The following is a 16,004-nucleotide window of genomic DNA, read 5'->3' as shown; positions in this document are numbered from 1 at the left end:
ACCACCATGCTCGCCGAGGGACTGCGCGCCGAGGCGGCCATCGACCTGGCCGCGCTGCGCGGCAACCTCGCGGCACTGCGCGAGCGCGCGCCGGGCGCCGACCTGATGGCCGTGGTGAAGGCCGATGCCTACGGGCACGGCGCGCTGCCCTGCGCCCTGGAGGCGCTGGCCGCCGGGGTGCGCTGGATCGGCACCGCCACGCCCGAGGAGGCGCTGGCGCTGCGGGCGGCCGGGATCGCTCCGGAGCAGGCCAGGATCCTGTGCTGGCTGTGGACGCCGGGCGGCCCGTGGGCGCGCGCGCTGCGGGCCCGGATCGACGTCTCGATCAGCGGTCAGTGGGCGCTCGACGAACTGCTCGACGCGGTGCGGGCCACCGGTCTGCCGGCCCGGGTCCACCTGAAGGCCGACACGGGGCTGGGCCGCAACGGCTGCCAGCCGCAGGAGTGGCCGGACCTGGTGGACGCCGCGCTGCGGGCCGAGGCCGAGGGCCTGCTCCAGGTGGTCGGCGTCTGGTCGCACTTCGCCGCCGCCGACGAGCCCGGCCACCCGTCCGTCCAGGCCCAGCAGGACGCCTTCGCCTCGATGCTGGCGTACGCCGAGCGGGCCGGGGTGCGCCCCGAGGTGCGGCACCTGGCCAACTCACCGGCCACCCTGCTGCTCCCCGAGTCCCACTACGACCTGGTGCGCACCGGCCTGGCCATGTACGGCGTGTCGCCGGTGCCCGAGCTGGGCGCCCCCGCGGACTTCGGGCTGCGCCCGGTGATGTCGCTCAGCGCCCGGCTCGCCCTGGTCAAGCAGGTCCCCGGCGGACACGGCGTCAGCTACGGCCACCAGTACCACACCCCGGGGGAGACCACGCTCGGCCTGGTCCCGGTCGGCTACGCCGACGGCATCCCGCGGCACGCCAGCGGCACCGGGCCGGTCCAGATCGCCGGCAAGTGGCGCACGGTGGCCGGGCGGGTCGCGATGGACCAGTTCGTGGTGGACCTGGGCGGCGACACCCCGCCGGTCGGCGAGGAGGTGCTGCTCTTCGGCAGCGGCGAGCGCGGCGAGCCGACCGCCGAGGACTGGGCCCGGGCCAGCGGGACCATCGCGTACGAGATCGTCACCCGGATCGGCGCCCGGGTGCCGCGCCGCTACCTGGGCGGGACCGGAGCGCTCGGGTGAGCGAGGAGTCCGGCGGGGGCTCGGTGAGCCGGGCCGGGCTGATCGGCCTGTCGCTCGGGATGGCCGCCGCCGGGGCCGCGGCGGGCATCGCGATCGAGCGCCTGACGCTGGGCCGGGCCCGCCAGCGCGCCCGCGAGCGGCTGGACGCGGTGGCCCCGTTCGGCTCGCTGCGCGGCCGGCCGCGCACCGTGGCGGCGGCGGACGGCACCGAGCTCTACGTCGAGCTGGACGGCCCCGAGGACGCGCCGCTGACCGTGGTGTTCAGCCACGGCTACTGCCTCAACCAGGACGTCTTCCACTTCCAGCGGGCCGCGTTCCGCGGTGACCTGCGGCTGGTCTTCTGGGACCAGCGCAGCCACGGCCGCTCCGAGCGCTCCCGCTCCTACCTGGCCGGGCGGCCCGCCTCCATCGACCAGCTGGGCGGCGACCTCGGCGCGGTGATCGACGCGGTCGCCCCAAGCGGGCCGCTCGTGCTGGTCGGCCACTCGATGGGCGGGATGACCGTGATGGCGCTGGCCGACCAGCGTCCGCGGCTGTTCCGGGACCGCGTCGCCGGGGTGGCGCTGATCGGCACCACGGCGGGCCAGTGGGAGACGGTGACCCTCGGGCTCTCCCCGGTCGGCACCAGGGTCTGGCGCCGGCTTGGCCCCGGGGTGGTCAAGCTGCTGGGCAGCCAGGTCGGCCTGGTGGAGGCCACCCGGCGGCTGGGCGCCGACGTCAGCGCCGTCTTCTACCGCCGCTTCTCCTTCGGCGGCGACGGCAAGGACGTGGACCCGGCGGTCGCCAGGTTCGCCGACCAACTGCTGGACAGCACCCCGATCGACGTGGTCGCCGAGTTCTACCCCGCCTTCGCCGCGCACGAGAAGACGGCGGCGCTCGGCGCGCTGGCCGGCCTGCCGGTGCTGGTGCTGGCCGGCACCGAGGACCTGCTCACCCCGGTCGCCCACAGCGAGGCGATCGCGCGGGCGCTGCCGGACGCCGAACTGGTGCTGGTCCCCGGCGCGGGCCACCTGGTGATGCTGGAGCGTCCCGAGGAGGTCGACGACCGGCTGATCCGGTTGCTCGGGCGGTCGGTCCCTCCCGTGGTGTGACGCTCCGAGCGGGCGGGGCGGCCGGTATGGCACCGTTGGCCGCAGTCGACCCGGCAGCACCGCGGTCGACCCGGCAGCGCAACCCGCAGAACAAGAGGAACCCATGGGCGCCCACACCACTGTCACCGTCCCCACCCCCGAGCTGATGACCGGGCTCGGCCGACGGCTGGCCGCGGTGTTGCGGCCCGGGGATCTGGTGCTGCTCTCCGGGGAGTTGGGGGCCGGCAAGACCACCCTCACCCGCGGGCTCGGGGAGGGGCTCGGGGTTCGCGGGGCGGTGACCTCGCCGACCTTCGTGATCGCGCGGGTGCACCCCTCGCTGACCGGCGGGCCCGCGCTGGTCCACGTGGACGCCTACCGGCTGGGCGGTGGGCTGGAGGAGATGGAGGACCTCGACCTGGACGTCTCGCTGCCGGAGTCGGTGGTGGTGGTCGAGTGGGGGGAGGGCAAGGTCGAGCAGCTCTCGGCGGACCGCCTGGAGGTGCGGATCGAGCGCGCCCTGGGCGGCGTGGAGCCGACGTCGGACGATCCGCGCCTGGTCACCCTGACCGGCCTCGGTGGCCGCTGGGACGGGGTCGACCTGGCCGCGCTGGAGGGCTGACGCTTTCCGACATCGTGTCGGCATCCTGTTGCGGCCACCGCTGCCGACGTGATGGGATGGGCTTTCAGGTTAGGTGTGCCTAACTAGGGAGTCCATCATGACGAGCAGCACCCCCGTGACCATGACCAAGGACGTCGCCGAGGCGGCCGAGCGGGTGCCGATGGACCGCCTGCTGGCCGCCACCGCCGCGGCGAGGGCCGTCTGCACCCCGCCGAAGCCCGGCGAGCCGGCTCAGCCGACCACCTGCACCCGGGTGCCGTCCGGGGCGAAGTCCCAGAGCGTCTGACCGTCGGCCCGGTCGAACCGGATGCCGCCGGTCTTGGCCTTCGGGTCGGCCGGCGCGGTGGAGCCGTCCAGCGCCGCGCTGAAGCCGAAGACGACACCACCCTGCTGAGTGAACCGGACCACGTGCTCGATCTGCTTGCCGTCGCTCCCGGTCCCGGTGGGCGATCGGCTGTAGACGGTGTAGGTGCCCGGTGCCGGGTTGACCGAGCCGGGTTGCACCGGGAACGCGGCCTGGACCTCGGGGGTCTTCTCCGGGTCGACCAGCCAGATCTCCTTGGCGCCCACCGAGTAGACCACCCGCAGGGTGCTGCCCTCCGCGGCCTTGGGCAGCGGCGGAGCGCTGGGCGAGGCGTCGGGGCCGGGGGGCGGCGAACCGCCCGGTGAGGTGCTCGCGCTGGGCGGCGGCTGGGCGGCCGTGGCCCGGGTGGCGGAGCCCTCGGCCTGGACGGCCAGCAGCGCGACCAGCGCCATGGCGCTCAGGGTCAGACCGGTGACCGCGACTGCAGGACCCTTCATCGCCACCGCGCACTCCCGTTCTTCGTAGGGCCGTGAAGCCCCATCGTGCCAGGTTCCGGGCGGGCCCCAGGGACCTCTTGAACGTGTGTTCCGTATGGGGACAAATGATCGACTCCGGCGACCCTCTAACCTGGACGAGTGCTGCTGCTCGCGTTCGACACCGCTACCCCCGCCGTCACCGCCGCCGTCCATGACGGCGCGGCCGTCCTGGCGCAGACCTACCAGGTCGACGCCCGGCGCCACGGCGAACTGCTGCTGCCCACGATCGTGCGGGTGCTCGCCGAGGCCGGCGTGGACAAGCGCGAGCTGACCGCGATCGCGGTCGGCGTCGGCCCGGGGCCGTACACCGGGCTGCGGGTGGGCCTGGCCACCGCCGCCGCGCTCGGGCACGCGCTCGACCTGCCGGTGCACGGCGTCTGCACGCTGGACGCGATCGCCCGGCAGGCCCGCGCCGAGGGCCTGACCGGCCCGTTCACGGCGGCCACCGACGCGCGTCGCAAGGAGGTCTACTGGGCCGACTACGACGCGGCGGGGCACCGCGTCGAGGGCCCGGCGGTGGACCGGCCCGGCGACCTGACGGTCCGCGCGGCCTCGGTCGGCGCCGGCGCGCTGCTCTATCCCGAGACCTTCCCCGGCGCGCACGGGCCCGAGCACCTGTCGGCCGGCGCGCTGGCCGACTTCGCGGTCACCGAGCTGGCCGCCGGGCGCGAGCTGCTGCCGCCGCTGCCGCTCTACCTGCGCCGCCCCGACGCCCAGGTCCCCACCGGCTACAAGGCGGTGCTGCCGGCGTGACCGCGGGCACCCGCACCACCAGGATCACGCTGCGCCCGATGCGCTGGTGGGACATCGCCCCGGTGCTGGAGCTGGAGCCCCGGCTCTTCCCGGAGGACGCCTGGTCGGCCGGGATGTACTGGTCGGAGCTGGCCGACGCGCACCCCGGCGGCAGCCGCCACTACACGGTGGCCACCACCGAGGACGGCAGCATCGTCGGCTACGCCGGCCTGATGGCGGGCCCCGCCGAGGCGGACGTGCAGACCATCGCGGTCGACGACCGCTACCAGGGCCGGGGACTGGGCGCGGCGCTGCTCGCCGACCTGGTCGAGGAGTCCGTCCGGCGCGGCTGCACCGAGCTGCTGCTGGAGGTGCGGATCGACAACTTCCGCGCCCAGCGCCTCTACGAGCGCTTCGGCTTCGCGCCGATCGGCATCCGGCGCGGCTACTACCAGCCGGCCAACGTGGACGCGCTGGTGATGCGCCGCGACCACCGAAACGAGAACGAGACCGAGGAAGACCATGGCTGACGAACCGCTCGTCCTGGGCATCGAGACCTCCTGCGACGAGACCGGCGTCGGCATCGTGCGCGGCACCACCCTGCTGGCCGACGCGGTGGCCTCCAGCGTCAACGACCACGCCCGGTTCGGCGGTGTGGTCCCGGAGATCGCCAGCCGCGCCCACCTGGAGGAGATGGTCCCCACCATCCAGCGCGCGCTGGACACCGCCGGGATCAAGGCCAGTGACCTGGACGGCATCGCGGTCACGGCCGGCCCCGGTCTGGCCGGCGCGCTGCTGGTCGGGGTCAGCGCCGCCAAGGCGTACGCCTGGGCGCTGGACAAGCCGCTCTACGGCGTCAACCACCTCGCCTCGCACATCTGCGTCGACCAGCTGGAGCACGGCCGGCTGCCCGAGCCGACGATGGCCCTGCTGGTCTCCGGCGGCCACTCCTCGCTGCTGCTCACCGGCGACATCACCAGCGACGTGCGCCCGCTCGGCGCCACCATCGACGACGCGGCGGGCGAGGCCTTCGACAAGGTGGCCCGGGTGCTCGGCCTCGGGTTCCCCGGCGGCCCGGTGGTGGACCGGATGGCCCGCGAGGGCGACCGCAAGGCGATCCACTTCCCGCGCGGCCTGAGCGGCCCGAAGGACCCCGCGTTCGACTTCTCGTTCTCCGGACTGAAGACCGCGGTGGCCCGCTGGGTGGAGGCCAAGCGGCGGGCCGGCGAGGAGGTGCCGGTGGCGGACGTCGCGGCCTCCTTCCAGGAGGCGGTCACCGATGTGCTGACCCGCAAGGCGATCAAGGCCTGCCAGGAGCACGACGTGGACCACCTGATGATCGGCGGCGGGGTGGCGGCCAACTCCCGGCTGCGCGCGATGGCCGAACAGCGCTGCGAGCGGGCGGGCATCCGGCTGCGGGTGCCGCGGCCGGGCCTGTGCACCGACAACGGCGCGATGGTCGCGGCGCTCGGCGCGGAGATGGTCTGGCGCAACCGGCCGACCTCGTCCTTCGACCTCTCGGCCGACTCCTCGCTGCCGCTCACCGAGGTCTCGGTGCCGGCCGCGCCGCTCGGGCACGGGGACGTCCACGGCGAGGCCTACCGCGCGCTGGACGGCGGCCGGGCGTGACCGAGGTGGCGATGTGGGAGGCCAAGGCCGCCCCGGGGCGCGGGGCCGAACTGCTGGGCTGGGCACGCGAGTACGCGGTGCCCGCGCTCGCGGCGGCCGAGCGGGTCGAGCTGCTCAGCGCGCCGGGGGAGCGGGTGCTGCTGATCAGCTGGTGGGCGCCGGGCACCGAACCGGTGGCGCCGCCTGAGCCTGCGTCAGACCTGTTGGCACGCCCCGTGCACCGGTGGTCCTTCCAGCGTGAGTACGTGACCGAAGCAAGGTAGCGTTCGGGGCCGAGAGAGCTGATCGCACACAACAGCATGGGGAGCGGCGCGCCGTGAAGACGTACCAGAGGAGCCGGCTGACGGCGTACACGGCGGGCTCGCTCGCGTTGGTCGCCGCCGTCTCGGTCAGCGGTTGCGGCGGCAGCGGCGGCGGTGCCGGGGGGCAGCAGAACGCGGTGGCGCCGCAGAGCACCCCGGCCGCCGTGCCGCCGTCGGCCGCCGCCCCCTCGAGTGCCGCGCCCAGCGGTGCGGCCGCCGCGGCCGGCCAGGTGTCGGCGGCGGCCTGGGCCAAGTGGCACCTGCAGCCGCTGCCCGCCGCGCCGGCGGCGCCCGCCGACAAGCCGGTCAAGCTCACCAGGACCGGCCAGGTGCCGGTGATCAGCTCGATCCCCACCACCGACAAGGTGGTCTTCGTGACCCTCGACGACGGTGCGGAGAAGGACCCCAAGTTCATCGACATGATGAACGACCTGAAGATCCCGGTCACCATGTTCCTGATGGACGACGCGATCAAGAACGACTACAGCTACTTCAAGCCGCTGCAGGCCGCCGGCAACCACATCCAGAACCACACGCTGCACCACCCGCAGATGAGCACCGTGTCCGCCGCCGCGCAGAAGAACGAGGTCTGCGGCGACCAGCAGGTGCTCACCCAGCAGTACGGGGCCGCGCCGTTCCTGTTCCGACCGCCCTACGGTGACGGCGCCAACACCGCGACGCTCAACAGCGCCGTCCAGCAGTGCGGCCCGCGGGCGGTCGTGCTGTGGCGCGAGTCGATGCAGATCCACGACATGCAGTACCAGGCCGCCGACAAGAAGCTGAAGTCCGGTGACATCATCCTGGCCCACTTCCGGGGTCCCAAGGACCTCAAGGGCGAGACGATGACCGAGATGTTCGGCGAACTGCTCAGCCGGATCCAGGAGCAGGGCTTCTCGGTGGCCCGGCTGGAGGACTACATCCAGGCGCCGACCGCAGGCTGAGCCAGCAGCATGGTGGGGGCGTCGGCGACCCGGGTCAGGAAGACGGTCGCCGAGTTCGGCCCCGCGGGCTTCAGCTGCCGGCGCAGCTCCTCCGGGGTCAGCCCGATGCCGCGCTTCTTGATCACCACGGTGCCCACCGCGCGCTGCCGCAGCAGGGCCTTGAGCTTCTTGACGTTGAACGGCAGCACGTCGGTGATCTCGTACGCGTGGGCGTACGGGGTGGGGAGCAGCTGGTCCGAGGTCAGGTAGGCGATCATCGGGTCGATCAGGGTGGCGCCGAGCTGCCCGGCGACCTCGGCGACCAGGTGGGCGCGGATCACCGCGCCGTCCGGCTCGTAGAGGTAGCGGCGCACCGGGCCGGCCGGCGGGTCGGGGAGCCGGCCGCCGGAGAGGGTGTGCGGCCCCGGCAGCAGGGTGGCCCGGTGCGGCTCGTCGGCGGCCGGGGCGGTGCCGAACCAGAGCACCGCCTCCTTGACCTCGCCGTGGTCGGAGACCCACTCCGCCTGCGCGTCCTGCGGGACCGCCTCGTGCGGGATGCCGGGCGCCACCTTGAGTGCGCCGAACCGGGTGCGCCGGCCGGCCTCGATCGCCCAGGAGAGCGGCGGTGAGTAGGCGGCGGGGTCGAAGACCCGGCCCCGGTCGGTGCGTCGGGCGGGGTCGGTGAAGACGGCGTCGAAACCGTCGACGCGCACCTCGGCCACGTCCGCGCAGCGCACCTCGATCAGCTCGGACAGGCCCAGCGAGGCCGCGTTGGCCGCCGCGACCGCGCAGGTCAGCGGGGAGCGGTCGACCGCCAGGACCGAGATCCCGGCCCGCGCCAGCGCGATCGCGTCACCGCCGATCCCGGCGCACAGGTCGGCCAGCCGCGCCACCCCGAGCTGCTGGAACCGGGCCGCCCGCCACTGGGCCACGCTGCGCCGGGTGGACTGCTCGACCCCGTTGGGCGTGAAGTACATCCGCGCCGCGTCGTCCCCGAACTTCGCCTGCGCCCGCTGCCGCAGCCGGGCCTGCCCCAGCGCCGCCGAGACCAGCTCCGCCGGGTGCTCCCGCCGCAGCCGGGTGGCCAGCGCCAGCTCCTCGCCGGGGGCGTACTCGCGCAGTTCGGCCAGCAGCCGCTGCCCCTGGTCGGTCAGCAGCTGCTCAAAGATCTCGGTCTCCACCCGGCCATTGTCCAGGTCCGGCGATTCGCCCCGCGCGCCGTTGGCACTCTGGTTGACTGAGTGCTAACCGCGGCCTATGGTCGTTCTTGGCACTCCCCCCTGGGGGAGTGCTAACGCGACAGTACCGGCCTGACCCCCGCGACGGCAGGCCGTCGGTGTCGCCACTCACCTGTTAGACAACCCCGTAATCTCCGAAGGGGAACTCGGACGTGACCACCGCCAGCAAGGTTGCCATCAAGCCGCTTGAGGACCGCATCGTGGTCCAGCCGCTCGACGCCGAGACCACCACGGCCTCCGGCCTGGTTATCCCGGACACCGCCAAGGAGAAGCCCCAGGAGGGCGTTGTCCTGGCCGTCGGCCCGGGCCGCTTCGAGGACGGCCAGCGCCTGCCGCTCGACGTCGCCGTGGGCGACGTCGTCCTGTACTCCAAGTACGGCGGCACCGAGGTGAAGTACAAGGGCGAGGAGTACCTCGTCCTTTCGGCTCGCGACGTTCTCGCCATCGTCGAGAAGTAAGCAGTCCGGCGGACCTGACGGTCCGCCACCTGGCCCGCCCCGGATCCGTGTCAGTTGTGACAGGGGCCCGGGGCGCGGTTGTTGGTACACCTGACGTCACGTAACGCAGATATCCCGAGGAAACGGAAACATGCCGAAGATCCTGCAGTTCGACGAGGACGCCCGCCGCTCGCTCGAGCGCGGTGTCAACAAGCTGGCCGACACCGTCAAGGTGACCATCGGCCCCAAGGGCCGCAACGTCGTCATCGACAAGAAGTTCGGTGCTCCGACCATCACCAACGACGGTGTCACCATCGCCCGCGAGGTCGAGCTGGACGACCCGTACGAGAACCTCGGCGCGCAGCTCGTCAAGGAGGTGGCCACCAAGACCAACGACGTCGCTGGTGACGGCACCACCACCGCCACCGTGCTGGCCCAGGCCCTGGTCAACGAGGGTCTGCGCAACGTCGCCGCCGGCGCCGGTCCGGCCGCCCTGAAGAAGGGCATCGACAAGGCCGTCGCCGCCGTCTCCGAGCACCTGCTCTCGGTCGCCCGCGAGATCGAGGGCAAGGACGACGTCGCCGCCGTCGCCTCGCTCTCCGCGCAGGACACCCAGGTCGGCGAGCTGATCGCCGAGGCGATCGACAAGGTCGGCAAGGACGGTGTGATCACCGTCGAGGAGTCCAACACCTTCGGCGTGGAGCTGGACTTCACCGAGGGCATGCAGTTCGACAAGGGCTACCTGTCGCCGTACTTCGTCACCGACCAGGAGCGCCAGGAGGCGGTCCTGGAGGACCCGTACATCCTGATCAACCAGGGCAAGATCTCCTCGATCCAGGAACTGCTCCCGCTGCTGGAGAAGATCCTGCAGGGCGGCACCTCCAAGCCGCTGCTGATCATCGCCGAGGACGTGGACGGCGAGGCGCTCTCCACCCTCGTGGTGAACAAGATCCGCGGCACCTTCAACGCGGTGGCCGTCAAGGCCCCGGGCTTCGGTGACCGCCGCAAGGCCATCCTCGGCGACCTGGCCACCCTGACCGGTGCCACCGTCATCGCCGAGGAGGTCGGCCTCAAGCTCGACCAGGCCGGCCTGGACGTGCTGGGCTCGGCCCGTCGCGTCACCATCACCAAGGACGAGACCACGGTCGTCGACGGTGCCGGTGACTCCGCGGCCGTCGCCGGTCGCGTCGCCCAGATCAAGGCCGAGATCGCCAACACCGACTCGGACTGGGACCGCGAGAAGCTGCAGGAGCGCCTGGCCAAGCTGGCCGGCGGGGTCTGCGTGATCAAGGTCGGCGCCGCCACCGAGGTGGAGCTCAAGGAGCGCAAGCACCGCCTGGAGGACGCCATCTCGGCGACCCGTGCCGCGGTCGAGGAGGGCATCGTCGCCGGCGGTGGCGCCTCCCTGGTGCACGCCCAGAAGGTGCTGGACGGCGGCCTGGGCCTGTCGGGCGACGAGGCCACCGGTGTCGCCGTGGTCCGCAAGGCGCTTGCCGAGCCGCTGCGCTGGATCGCCCAGAACGCCGGCCTGGAGGGCTACGTCATCACCTCCAAGGTCTCCGAGCTGGACGGCAACCAGGGCTTCAACGCCGCCACCGGCGAGTACGGTGACCTGATGAAGGCCGGCGTCATCGACCCGGTCAAGGTCACCCGCTCCGCCCTGGAGAACGCCGCCTCGATCGCCTCGCTGCTGCTCACCACCGAGACCCTCGTGGTGGAGAAGCCCGCCGAGGAGGAGGCCGGCGCCGGTCACTCGCACGGCGGCCACGGCCACTCGCACTGACCCCTGGTCGGTAGTTCGACAGCGTGACCGGCCGACGGCCCGGTACCCCCGCTCAACCGGGGGTGCCGGGCCGTCGGTCTACCCTTGGCGCATGATCGAGGCTCGTCATCTGCGTGTGCTGCGCGCGGTCGCCCGTACCGGGTCGTTCTCCGCCGCTTCGCGGGAGCTGGGGTGCACCCAGCCGGCGGTCAGCCAGCAGATGAAGGCGCTGGAGAAGGCGGTCGGCCTGCCGCTGGTGGCCCGCTCCGGGCGCGGGGTGCAGCTGAGCGAGGCCGGCGAGGTGCTGCTCAAGCACGCCTCGGGGATCCTGGCCGGCCTCTCGGCGGCCGAGCAGGAGGTGGCCGCGATCGCCGGGCTGCGGGCCGGGCGGGTGCGGCTGGTCTCCTTCCCCACCGCGAGTTCCACCCTGGTGCCGCCCGCGGTCGCCCGACTGCGCGACGCCCATCCGGGGGTGCGCGTGTCGCTGGTGGAGGCCGAGCCGCCGGAGTCGCTGGCGATGCTGCGCGGCGGTGAGTGCGACATCGCGCTGGCCTTCCGCTACCCGGGCGAGCACCTGGTGAGCACCCCCGCGCACGGTGTGTCGCGGTCGGCCCGGGCCGCCGCCGTGCTGGCCGCCGCCGAGACCGCGGCCGCCGGTGACTGGTCCGAGCTGGTGGTGCGCCCGCTGCTGGACGACCCGCTGGTCGGCCTGCTGCCGGTCGGCCATCCGCTGGCCGAGCGCACTGCGGAGCACCCGGTGCGGCTCGCCGAGCTGGCCGAGGAGCAGTGGATCGCGGGCTGCCCGCAGTGCCGCGGGCAACTGGTGGAGCTGTGCGCCGAGGCCGGCTTCGCGCCCCGGATCGACTTCGCCACCGACGACTACCCGGCGGTGGTCGGCCTGGTGGCCGCGGGTCTCGGGGTCGCCGTGCTGCCGCGCCTGGCGCTGGACGCGGTGCGGCACGACGCGGTGGCGGCGGTGCCGGTGCACGCGGCGGACGGCCGGCCCGCGATGCGTGAGGTGGTGGCGCTGACCCTGCCGGACCTGGCCGAGGTGCCGGCCGTCGGGCTCATGCTCGACCGGCTCGCCACGGTGGCGGCCGGTCGTCGGGGGTAAGGCTCTTCGGGATGTCCGCAGGGCCGGCGACGGTGTCGGCGGGGGTGCCCGCACACCGGCGCGCTGACGTCGAGCAAACGTTTCTGCTACCGCCGGGCGGTCACTGCTGAACGGTCACGGGCACCTCGGCCAGCCGGTTGCGGGCGCGGCCCTGCAACTCCTCGCGCTCGTCCTCGGTGAGGCCGCCCCAGACGCCGTACGGCTCGCGGACCGCCAGCGCGTGGGTCGCGCACTGGGCCCGCACCGGGCAGCGCATGCAGACCTCCTTCGCGCTCTGCTCCCGCGAGCTGCGCGCCGCACCGCGCTCGCCCTCCGGGTGGAAGAAGAGCGAACTGTCCACGCCGCGGCAGGCGGCGGAGAGCTGCCAGTCCCAGAGGTCCGCGTTCGGACCGGGGAGACGGGAGAAATCGGCCATGGCTCATTCCCTTCGAGTCGTCCGACAGCCGTTCGGCGAGGCTTCGAGGCGCCGGGGTGGACACCTGGAAATATGACTTACAGCACGCTTCCCGACAAGTCACCCACAGAGTTACGCAACAGTCAATGATCGTACAAAAGCCTTAAAAACGGACCAAGTGGGCGGGAAGTCGGTCGGATGAGCCGTGGCAATCGGGTGGCCCGGTGTGTCGGCGCCGGCCGCTCCGGGCTGCCGGTGGGCCGTACTCCGGCGTGCGCGGCGCGCGCCGGACGGGCGTCCGACGCGCGTGCTGAGCACAAAAGAGCGGCGTTCGCCCCGCGATGCGGCTGATCCGTAATGGGTTGGCCACGTACAGTGGTGGAGATGGCCCTGAAGGCCGTAACTCATTCGAGTGACGGTCGTTGGAAGTGCGGAGAGAGTTCGTACCAGCCAGGAGGCTCAACGTGACGCGGATCAGCTGCGGAGGACGGTCATGACTTCCGTTCTCGTTTGCGACGATTCACCGCTTGCCCGGGAGGCGCTGCGCCGTGCGGTGGCCACCGTGCCGGGTGTCGACCGGGTGACCACGGCGACGAACGGTGAGGAGGTCCTCCGCCGCTGGGTGGCCGACCGCTCCGACCTCGTCCTGATGGATGTCCGGATGCCCGGACTGGGCGGGGTGGAGACGGTCCGGCGGCTGCTGTCCGCGGACCCGGGTGCCCGGATCATCATGCTCACCGTCGCCGAGGACCTGGACGGCGTGGCGCTGGCCGTGGCCGCCGGTGCCCGCGGCTACCTGCACAAGGACGCCTCGCGGGCCGAGCTGCGGGCCACCGTCACCCAGGCCCTGGCCGATCCGACCTGGCGGCTGGCGCCGCGTCGGCTGCGCAGCCCCGACATGGGGGCGGCGCCCACCCTGACGGCCCGTGAGATCCAGGTGCTGGAGGGGATGAGCCACGGCCGCAGCAATGCGGAGATCGGCCGCGAGCTCTTCCTCTCCGAGGACACCGTGAAGACGCACGCCCGGCGGCTCTTCAAGAAGCTCGGCGCCTCCGACCGCGCGCACGCGGTGGCGCTCGGTTTCCGCTGGGGCCTGGTCCGCTGAAGCTGCGCCGACTTCCGGCGCGCCCCTTCCTCCGTTGGACGGAGGAAGGGGCGCGGTCGCTTTTCCTCGGGCGCGGCATAGGCCCACGGGCCGGTCAGGCTGCACCATGGAGGGGTGGAGCACGGCGACGGTGGGAACGGGGGTGGGTCGGTGGCGGATAACGTTCCGGTGCACAAGTCCGGACGCGGTGCAAGGTTTTCCGACGCGACCAGGCACCATGGACCGATGCGCGACGACGAGGCCGCCGACTCCGGCGAGGTAGCACCGGCCGATGCCGTCCCCAGCAACTCCGGGGCCCGCGGCCGGAGGTCGTCGTCGGTTCCGGGCACCTCGCCGCTGGTCGCCGAGTTGGTGGCGGCGGCGGTCCGGGGCGAGGGTCCGGCCACTGACGCCTTGTTGGCCTACGTCCATCCGCTGGTCCTGCGCTACTGCCGGGGCCGGCTGGTCCGGCTGCCCGGCGGCGCCCGGCACCATGTGGACGACGTGGCGCAGGAGGTCTGCGTCGCGGTGCTCTGCGCGCTGCCGCGCTACCGGGACGAGGGCCGGCCGTTCGAGGCCTTCGTCTACAGCATCGCCGCGCACAAGATCGCCGATCTGCAGCGGGCCGCGATGCGCGGGCCCGGTTCCACGGTGATCCCGCCGGACGACCTGCCCGAGGTGCCGGACGAGGCGCTCGGCCCGGAGGAGCGCGCGCTGCTCAGCAGCGACGCCGCCTGGATGCGCGAGCTGCTGTCGAATCTGCCGGCGCGTCAGCGCGAGCTGGTGCTGCTGCGGATCGCGGCCGGGCTCTCCGCCGAGGAGACCGGCGAGATGCTAGGCATGTCGCCGGGGGCGGTCCGGGTCGCCCAGCACCGGGCGCTCAGTCGGCTGCGGGCGCTGGCGGAGGAGTCCGCGTAGCTCGGCGTGTGGGGTCGCTCACGGTTGTCAAGAGGGCGCGGCGTGGCTTCTCCCGATGCCAGTACGATGGGGTATCGGCGCCTGGACAGGTCGCCAAAGATCCGTGCGGGCGAGCGGCGTCACCTCGTAGATTCGTCCAATAGCGGTTTGGTGTCCTTCCACTGCCGGTGCGCGCCCCCGACCCTCACAGGGCGCATCCGATCGACCGGCCGGCCACGGGAAGGTAGCCCCCACCATGTCTCTTAACGCCGCAGGCGTACCCGAGAAGTTCGCGATGCTCGGACTCACGTACGACGACGTCCTGCTGCTGCCCGGCGAGTCCCACGTGCTGCCGAACCAGGTGGACACCTCCTCCCGGGTGTCGCGCAACGTCCGGGTGAACATCCCGCTGCTCTCCGCCGCGATGGACAAGGTCACCGAGGCCCGGATGGCCATCGCGATGGCCCGTCAGGGCGGCGTCGGCGTGCTGCACCGCAACCTCTCCATCGAGGACCAGGCCAACCAGGTCGACCTGGTCAAGCGCTCCGAGTCGGGCATGGTCACCGACCCGATCACGGTCGGCCCGCAGACCACGCTGGCCGAGGCGGACGCGCTCTGCGCCAAGTTCCGGATCAGCGGCGTGCCGATCGCCGACCCGGACGGCAAGCTGCTGGGCATCGTCACCAACCGTGACATGGCCTTCGAGACGGACCGCAGCCGCCAGGTGCGCGAGATCATGACGCCGATGCCGCTGATCACCGGCAAGGTCGGGATCTCCGGCGAGGACGCGATCGGCCTGCTGCGCCGGCACAAGATCGAGAAGCTGCCGCTGGTCGACGAGGACGGCCGGATCAAGGGCCTGATCACGGTCAAGGACTTCGTCAAGGCCGAGAAGTACCCGAACGCCGCCAAGGACGCCGAGGGCCGGCTGCTGGTCGGCGCCGCCGTCGGCGCCAGCGCCGAGGCCTTCGACCGGGCCCAGGCCCTGGTCGCGGCCGGTGTGGACTTCCTGGTGGTGGACACCTCGCACGGCCACAGCCACAACGCGCTGGAGTGGATCGCCAAGATCAAGTCGGCCGTCGCGGTGGACGTGATCGGCGGCAACGTGGCCACCCGGGACGGTGCCCAGGCACTGATCGACGCGGGCGTGGACGGCGTGAAGGTCGGGGTCGGCCCCGGCTCGATCTGCACCACCCGCGTGGTGGCCGGCATCGGCGTGCCGCAGGTGACCGCGATCTACGAGGCCGCGGTGGCCTGCCAGGCGGCGGGCGTGCCGGTGATCGGCGACGGTGGCCTGCAGTACTCCGGTGACATCGGCAAGGCGCTGGCCGCCGGTGCCGACACGGTGATGCTCGGCTCGCTGCTGGCCGGCTGCGAGGAGTCGCCGGGCGAGCTGCTGTTCATCAACGGCAAGCAGTTCAAGTCCTACCGCGGCATGGGCTCGCTGGGCGCCATGCAGTCGCGCGGCCAGGGCCGCTCGTACTCCAAGGACCGCTACTTCCAGGCCGAGGTCGCCTCGGACGACAAGCTGGTCCCCGAGGGCATCGAGGGCCAGGTGCCCTACCGCGGCCCGCTGTCGGCCGTGCTGCACCAGCTGGTCGGCGGCCTGCGGCAGACCATGGGCTACGTGGGCGCGGAGACCGTGGCGCAGATGGAGAGCAAGGGCCGGTTCGTCCGGATCACCTCGGCGGGCCTCAAGGAGAGCCACCCGCACGACATCCAGATGACCGTCGAGGCCCCGAACTACACCAGCCGCTGACAGCTGCCCGAAGGCCCGCCACGTTCCAGGTGGCGGG

At 72.8% G+C, this 16,004-nt stretch carries 18 protein-coding genes; 15 read left to right on the top strand and 3 right to left on the bottom strand.

Annotation, left to right across the window (positions count from 1 at the left end; all coding sequences use genetic code 11):
• The first annotated feature begins 6 nt into the window (after positions 1-6).
• The 4 genes from alr to OG403_RS15450 all read left to right on the top strand — a co-directional run bounded on the left by alr (position 7) and on the right by OG403_RS15450 (position 3,145).
• Complete coding sequence (gene alr / locus OG403_RS15465; protein ID WP_442911067.1) at positions 7-1,167, top strand: alanine racemase; 1,161 nt, start codon at positions 7-9, stop codon at positions 1,165-1,167.
• Positions 1,164-2,258 carry an alpha/beta fold hydrolase gene (locus tag OG403_RS15460; protein ID WP_442910918.1) on the top strand — a complete coding sequence of 365 codons (1,095 nt, stop codon included), beginning with the start codon at positions 1,164-1,166 and terminating at the stop codon, positions 2,256-2,258. The genes alr and OG403_RS15460 overlap by 4 nt, the downstream gene beginning before the upstream one ends.
• Positions 2,259-2,361: 103 nt before the next feature.
• Positions 2,362-2,859, top strand: coding sequence for a tRNA (adenosine(37)-N6)-threonylcarbamoyltransferase complex ATPase subunit type 1 TsaE (tsaE, locus tag OG403_RS15455; protein WP_329564835.1), 498 nt, complete (start codon positions 2,362-2,364; stop codon positions 2,857-2,859).
• Positions 2,860-2,956: 97 nt separating this feature from the next.
• On the top strand, positions 2,957-3,145 hold the full coding sequence (locus tag OG403_RS15450; protein WP_329564834.1) for a hypothetical protein: 189 nt from the start codon (positions 2,957-2,959) through the stop codon (positions 3,143-3,145).
• Here OG403_RS15450 and OG403_RS15445 read toward each other — a convergent pair.
• A complete protein-coding gene (locus tag OG403_RS15445; protein WP_329564833.1) occupies positions 3,091-3,660 on the bottom strand; it encodes a hypothetical protein in 570 nt (189 codons plus the stop codon). The genes OG403_RS15450 and OG403_RS15445 overlap by 55 nt on opposite strands.
• A 138-nt stretch (positions 3,661-3,798) precedes the next feature.
• On the opposite strand from OG403_RS15445, the gene tsaB reads away from it, so the two are divergent.
• From tsaB to OG403_RS15420, 5 genes are read left to right on the top strand one after another with little or no spacing between them, the layout of a single operon-like run.
• Entirely contained in the window at positions 3,799-4,452 is a 654-nt protein-coding gene (gene tsaB, locus OG403_RS15440; protein ID WP_329564832.1) for a tRNA (adenosine(37)-N6)-threonylcarbamoyltransferase complex dimerization subunit type 1 TsaB, read from the top strand.
• Entirely contained in the window at positions 4,449-4,961 is a 513-nt protein-coding gene (gene rimI, locus OG403_RS15435; RefSeq protein WP_329564831.1) for a ribosomal protein S18-alanine N-acetyltransferase, read from the top strand. Before tsaB ends, rimI begins: the two co-directional genes overlap by 4 nt.
• Entirely contained in the window at positions 4,954-6,060 is a 1,107-nt protein-coding gene (gene tsaD, locus OG403_RS15430) for a tRNA (adenosine(37)-N6)-threonylcarbamoyltransferase complex transferase subunit TsaD (RefSeq protein ID WP_329564830.1), read from the top strand. The genes rimI and tsaD overlap by 8 nt, the downstream gene beginning before the upstream one ends.
• A complete protein-coding gene (locus OG403_RS15425; protein WP_329564829.1) occupies positions 6,057-6,323 on the top strand; it encodes a hypothetical protein in 267 nt (88 codons plus the stop codon). The genes tsaD and OG403_RS15425 overlap by 4 nt, the downstream gene beginning before the upstream one ends.
• Before the next feature lie 53 nt (positions 6,324-6,376).
• Positions 6,377-7,303 (top strand): polysaccharide deacetylase family protein, encoded by a 927-nt coding sequence (locus OG403_RS15420; RefSeq protein ID WP_329564828.1) that lies wholly within the window; start codon positions 6,377-6,379, stop codon positions 7,301-7,303.
• Here the strand turns inward: OG403_RS15420 and OG403_RS15415 are convergent.
• Complete coding sequence (locus OG403_RS15415; protein ID WP_329564827.1) at positions 7,276-8,463, bottom strand: class I SAM-dependent methyltransferase; 1,188 nt, start codon at positions 8,461-8,463, stop codon at positions 7,276-7,278. The genes OG403_RS15420 and OG403_RS15415 overlap by 28 nt on opposite strands.
• Before the next feature lie 209 nt (positions 8,464-8,672).
• Here OG403_RS15415 and groES point away from each other — a divergent pair, with 209 nt between their 5' ends.
• The 3 genes from groES (at position 8,673) to OG403_RS15400 (ending at position 11,833) form a co-directional block, all read left to right on the top strand.
• Positions 8,673-8,978, top strand: a complete 306-nt coding sequence (gene groES, locus OG403_RS15410; protein WP_329564826.1) for a co-chaperone GroES — start codon at positions 8,673-8,675, stop codon at positions 8,976-8,978.
• Between the two features lie 130 nt (positions 8,979-9,108).
• A complete protein-coding gene (groL, locus tag OG403_RS15405) occupies positions 9,109-10,740 on the top strand; it encodes a chaperonin GroEL (RefSeq protein WP_329564825.1) in 1,632 nt (543 codons plus the stop codon).
• Positions 10,741-10,831: 91 nt separating this feature from the next.
• On the top strand, positions 10,832-11,833 hold the full coding sequence (locus tag OG403_RS15400) for a LysR substrate-binding domain-containing protein (RefSeq protein WP_329564824.1): 1,002 nt from the start codon (positions 10,832-10,834) through the stop codon (positions 11,831-11,833).
• A gap of 100 nt (positions 11,834-11,933) precedes the next feature.
• Here the strand turns inward: OG403_RS15400 and OG403_RS15395 are convergent, their stop codons facing one another.
• Positions 11,934-12,248: a WhiB family transcriptional regulator gene (locus OG403_RS15395; protein ID WP_329564823.1), complete on the bottom strand. Its 315-nt coding sequence runs from the start codon at positions 12,246-12,248 to the stop codon at positions 11,934-11,936.
• A gap of 472 nt (positions 12,249-12,720) precedes the next feature.
• Here OG403_RS15395 and OG403_RS15390 point away from each other — a divergent pair, with 472 nt between their 5' ends.
• The 3 genes from OG403_RS15390 to guaB all read left to right on the top strand — a co-directional run bounded on the left by OG403_RS15390 (position 12,721) and on the right by guaB (position 15,967).
• Complete coding sequence (locus tag OG403_RS15390; RefSeq protein WP_014136228.1) at positions 12,721-13,332, top strand: response regulator transcription factor; 612 nt, start codon at positions 12,721-12,723, stop codon at positions 13,330-13,332.
• Between the two features lie 225 nt (positions 13,333-13,557).
• On the top strand, positions 13,558-14,229 hold the full coding sequence (gene shbA, locus OG403_RS15385) for an RNA polymerase sigma factor ShbA (RefSeq protein ID WP_329564822.1): 672 nt from the start codon (positions 13,558-13,560) through the stop codon (positions 14,227-14,229).
• A 235-nt stretch (positions 14,230-14,464) separates the two neighbouring features.
• The gene (gene guaB, locus OG403_RS15380; protein ID WP_329564821.1) at positions 14,465-15,967 is read left to right on the top strand and encodes an IMP dehydrogenase; all 1,503 of its coding nucleotides are present in this window, start codon (positions 14,465-14,467) and stop codon (positions 15,965-15,967) included.
• The last annotated feature ends 37 nt before the right edge of the window (positions 15,968-16,004 follow it).

Origin of the sequence: Kitasatospora sp. NBC_01266, from assembly GCF_036242395.1 — a bacterium.
Classification (GTDB): Bacteria; Actinomycetota; Actinomycetes; order Streptomycetales; family Streptomycetaceae; genus Kitasatospora.
The sequence above is the reverse complement of the archived record's forward strand: the minus strand, read 5'-3'. Positions and strand labels throughout refer to the sequence as shown.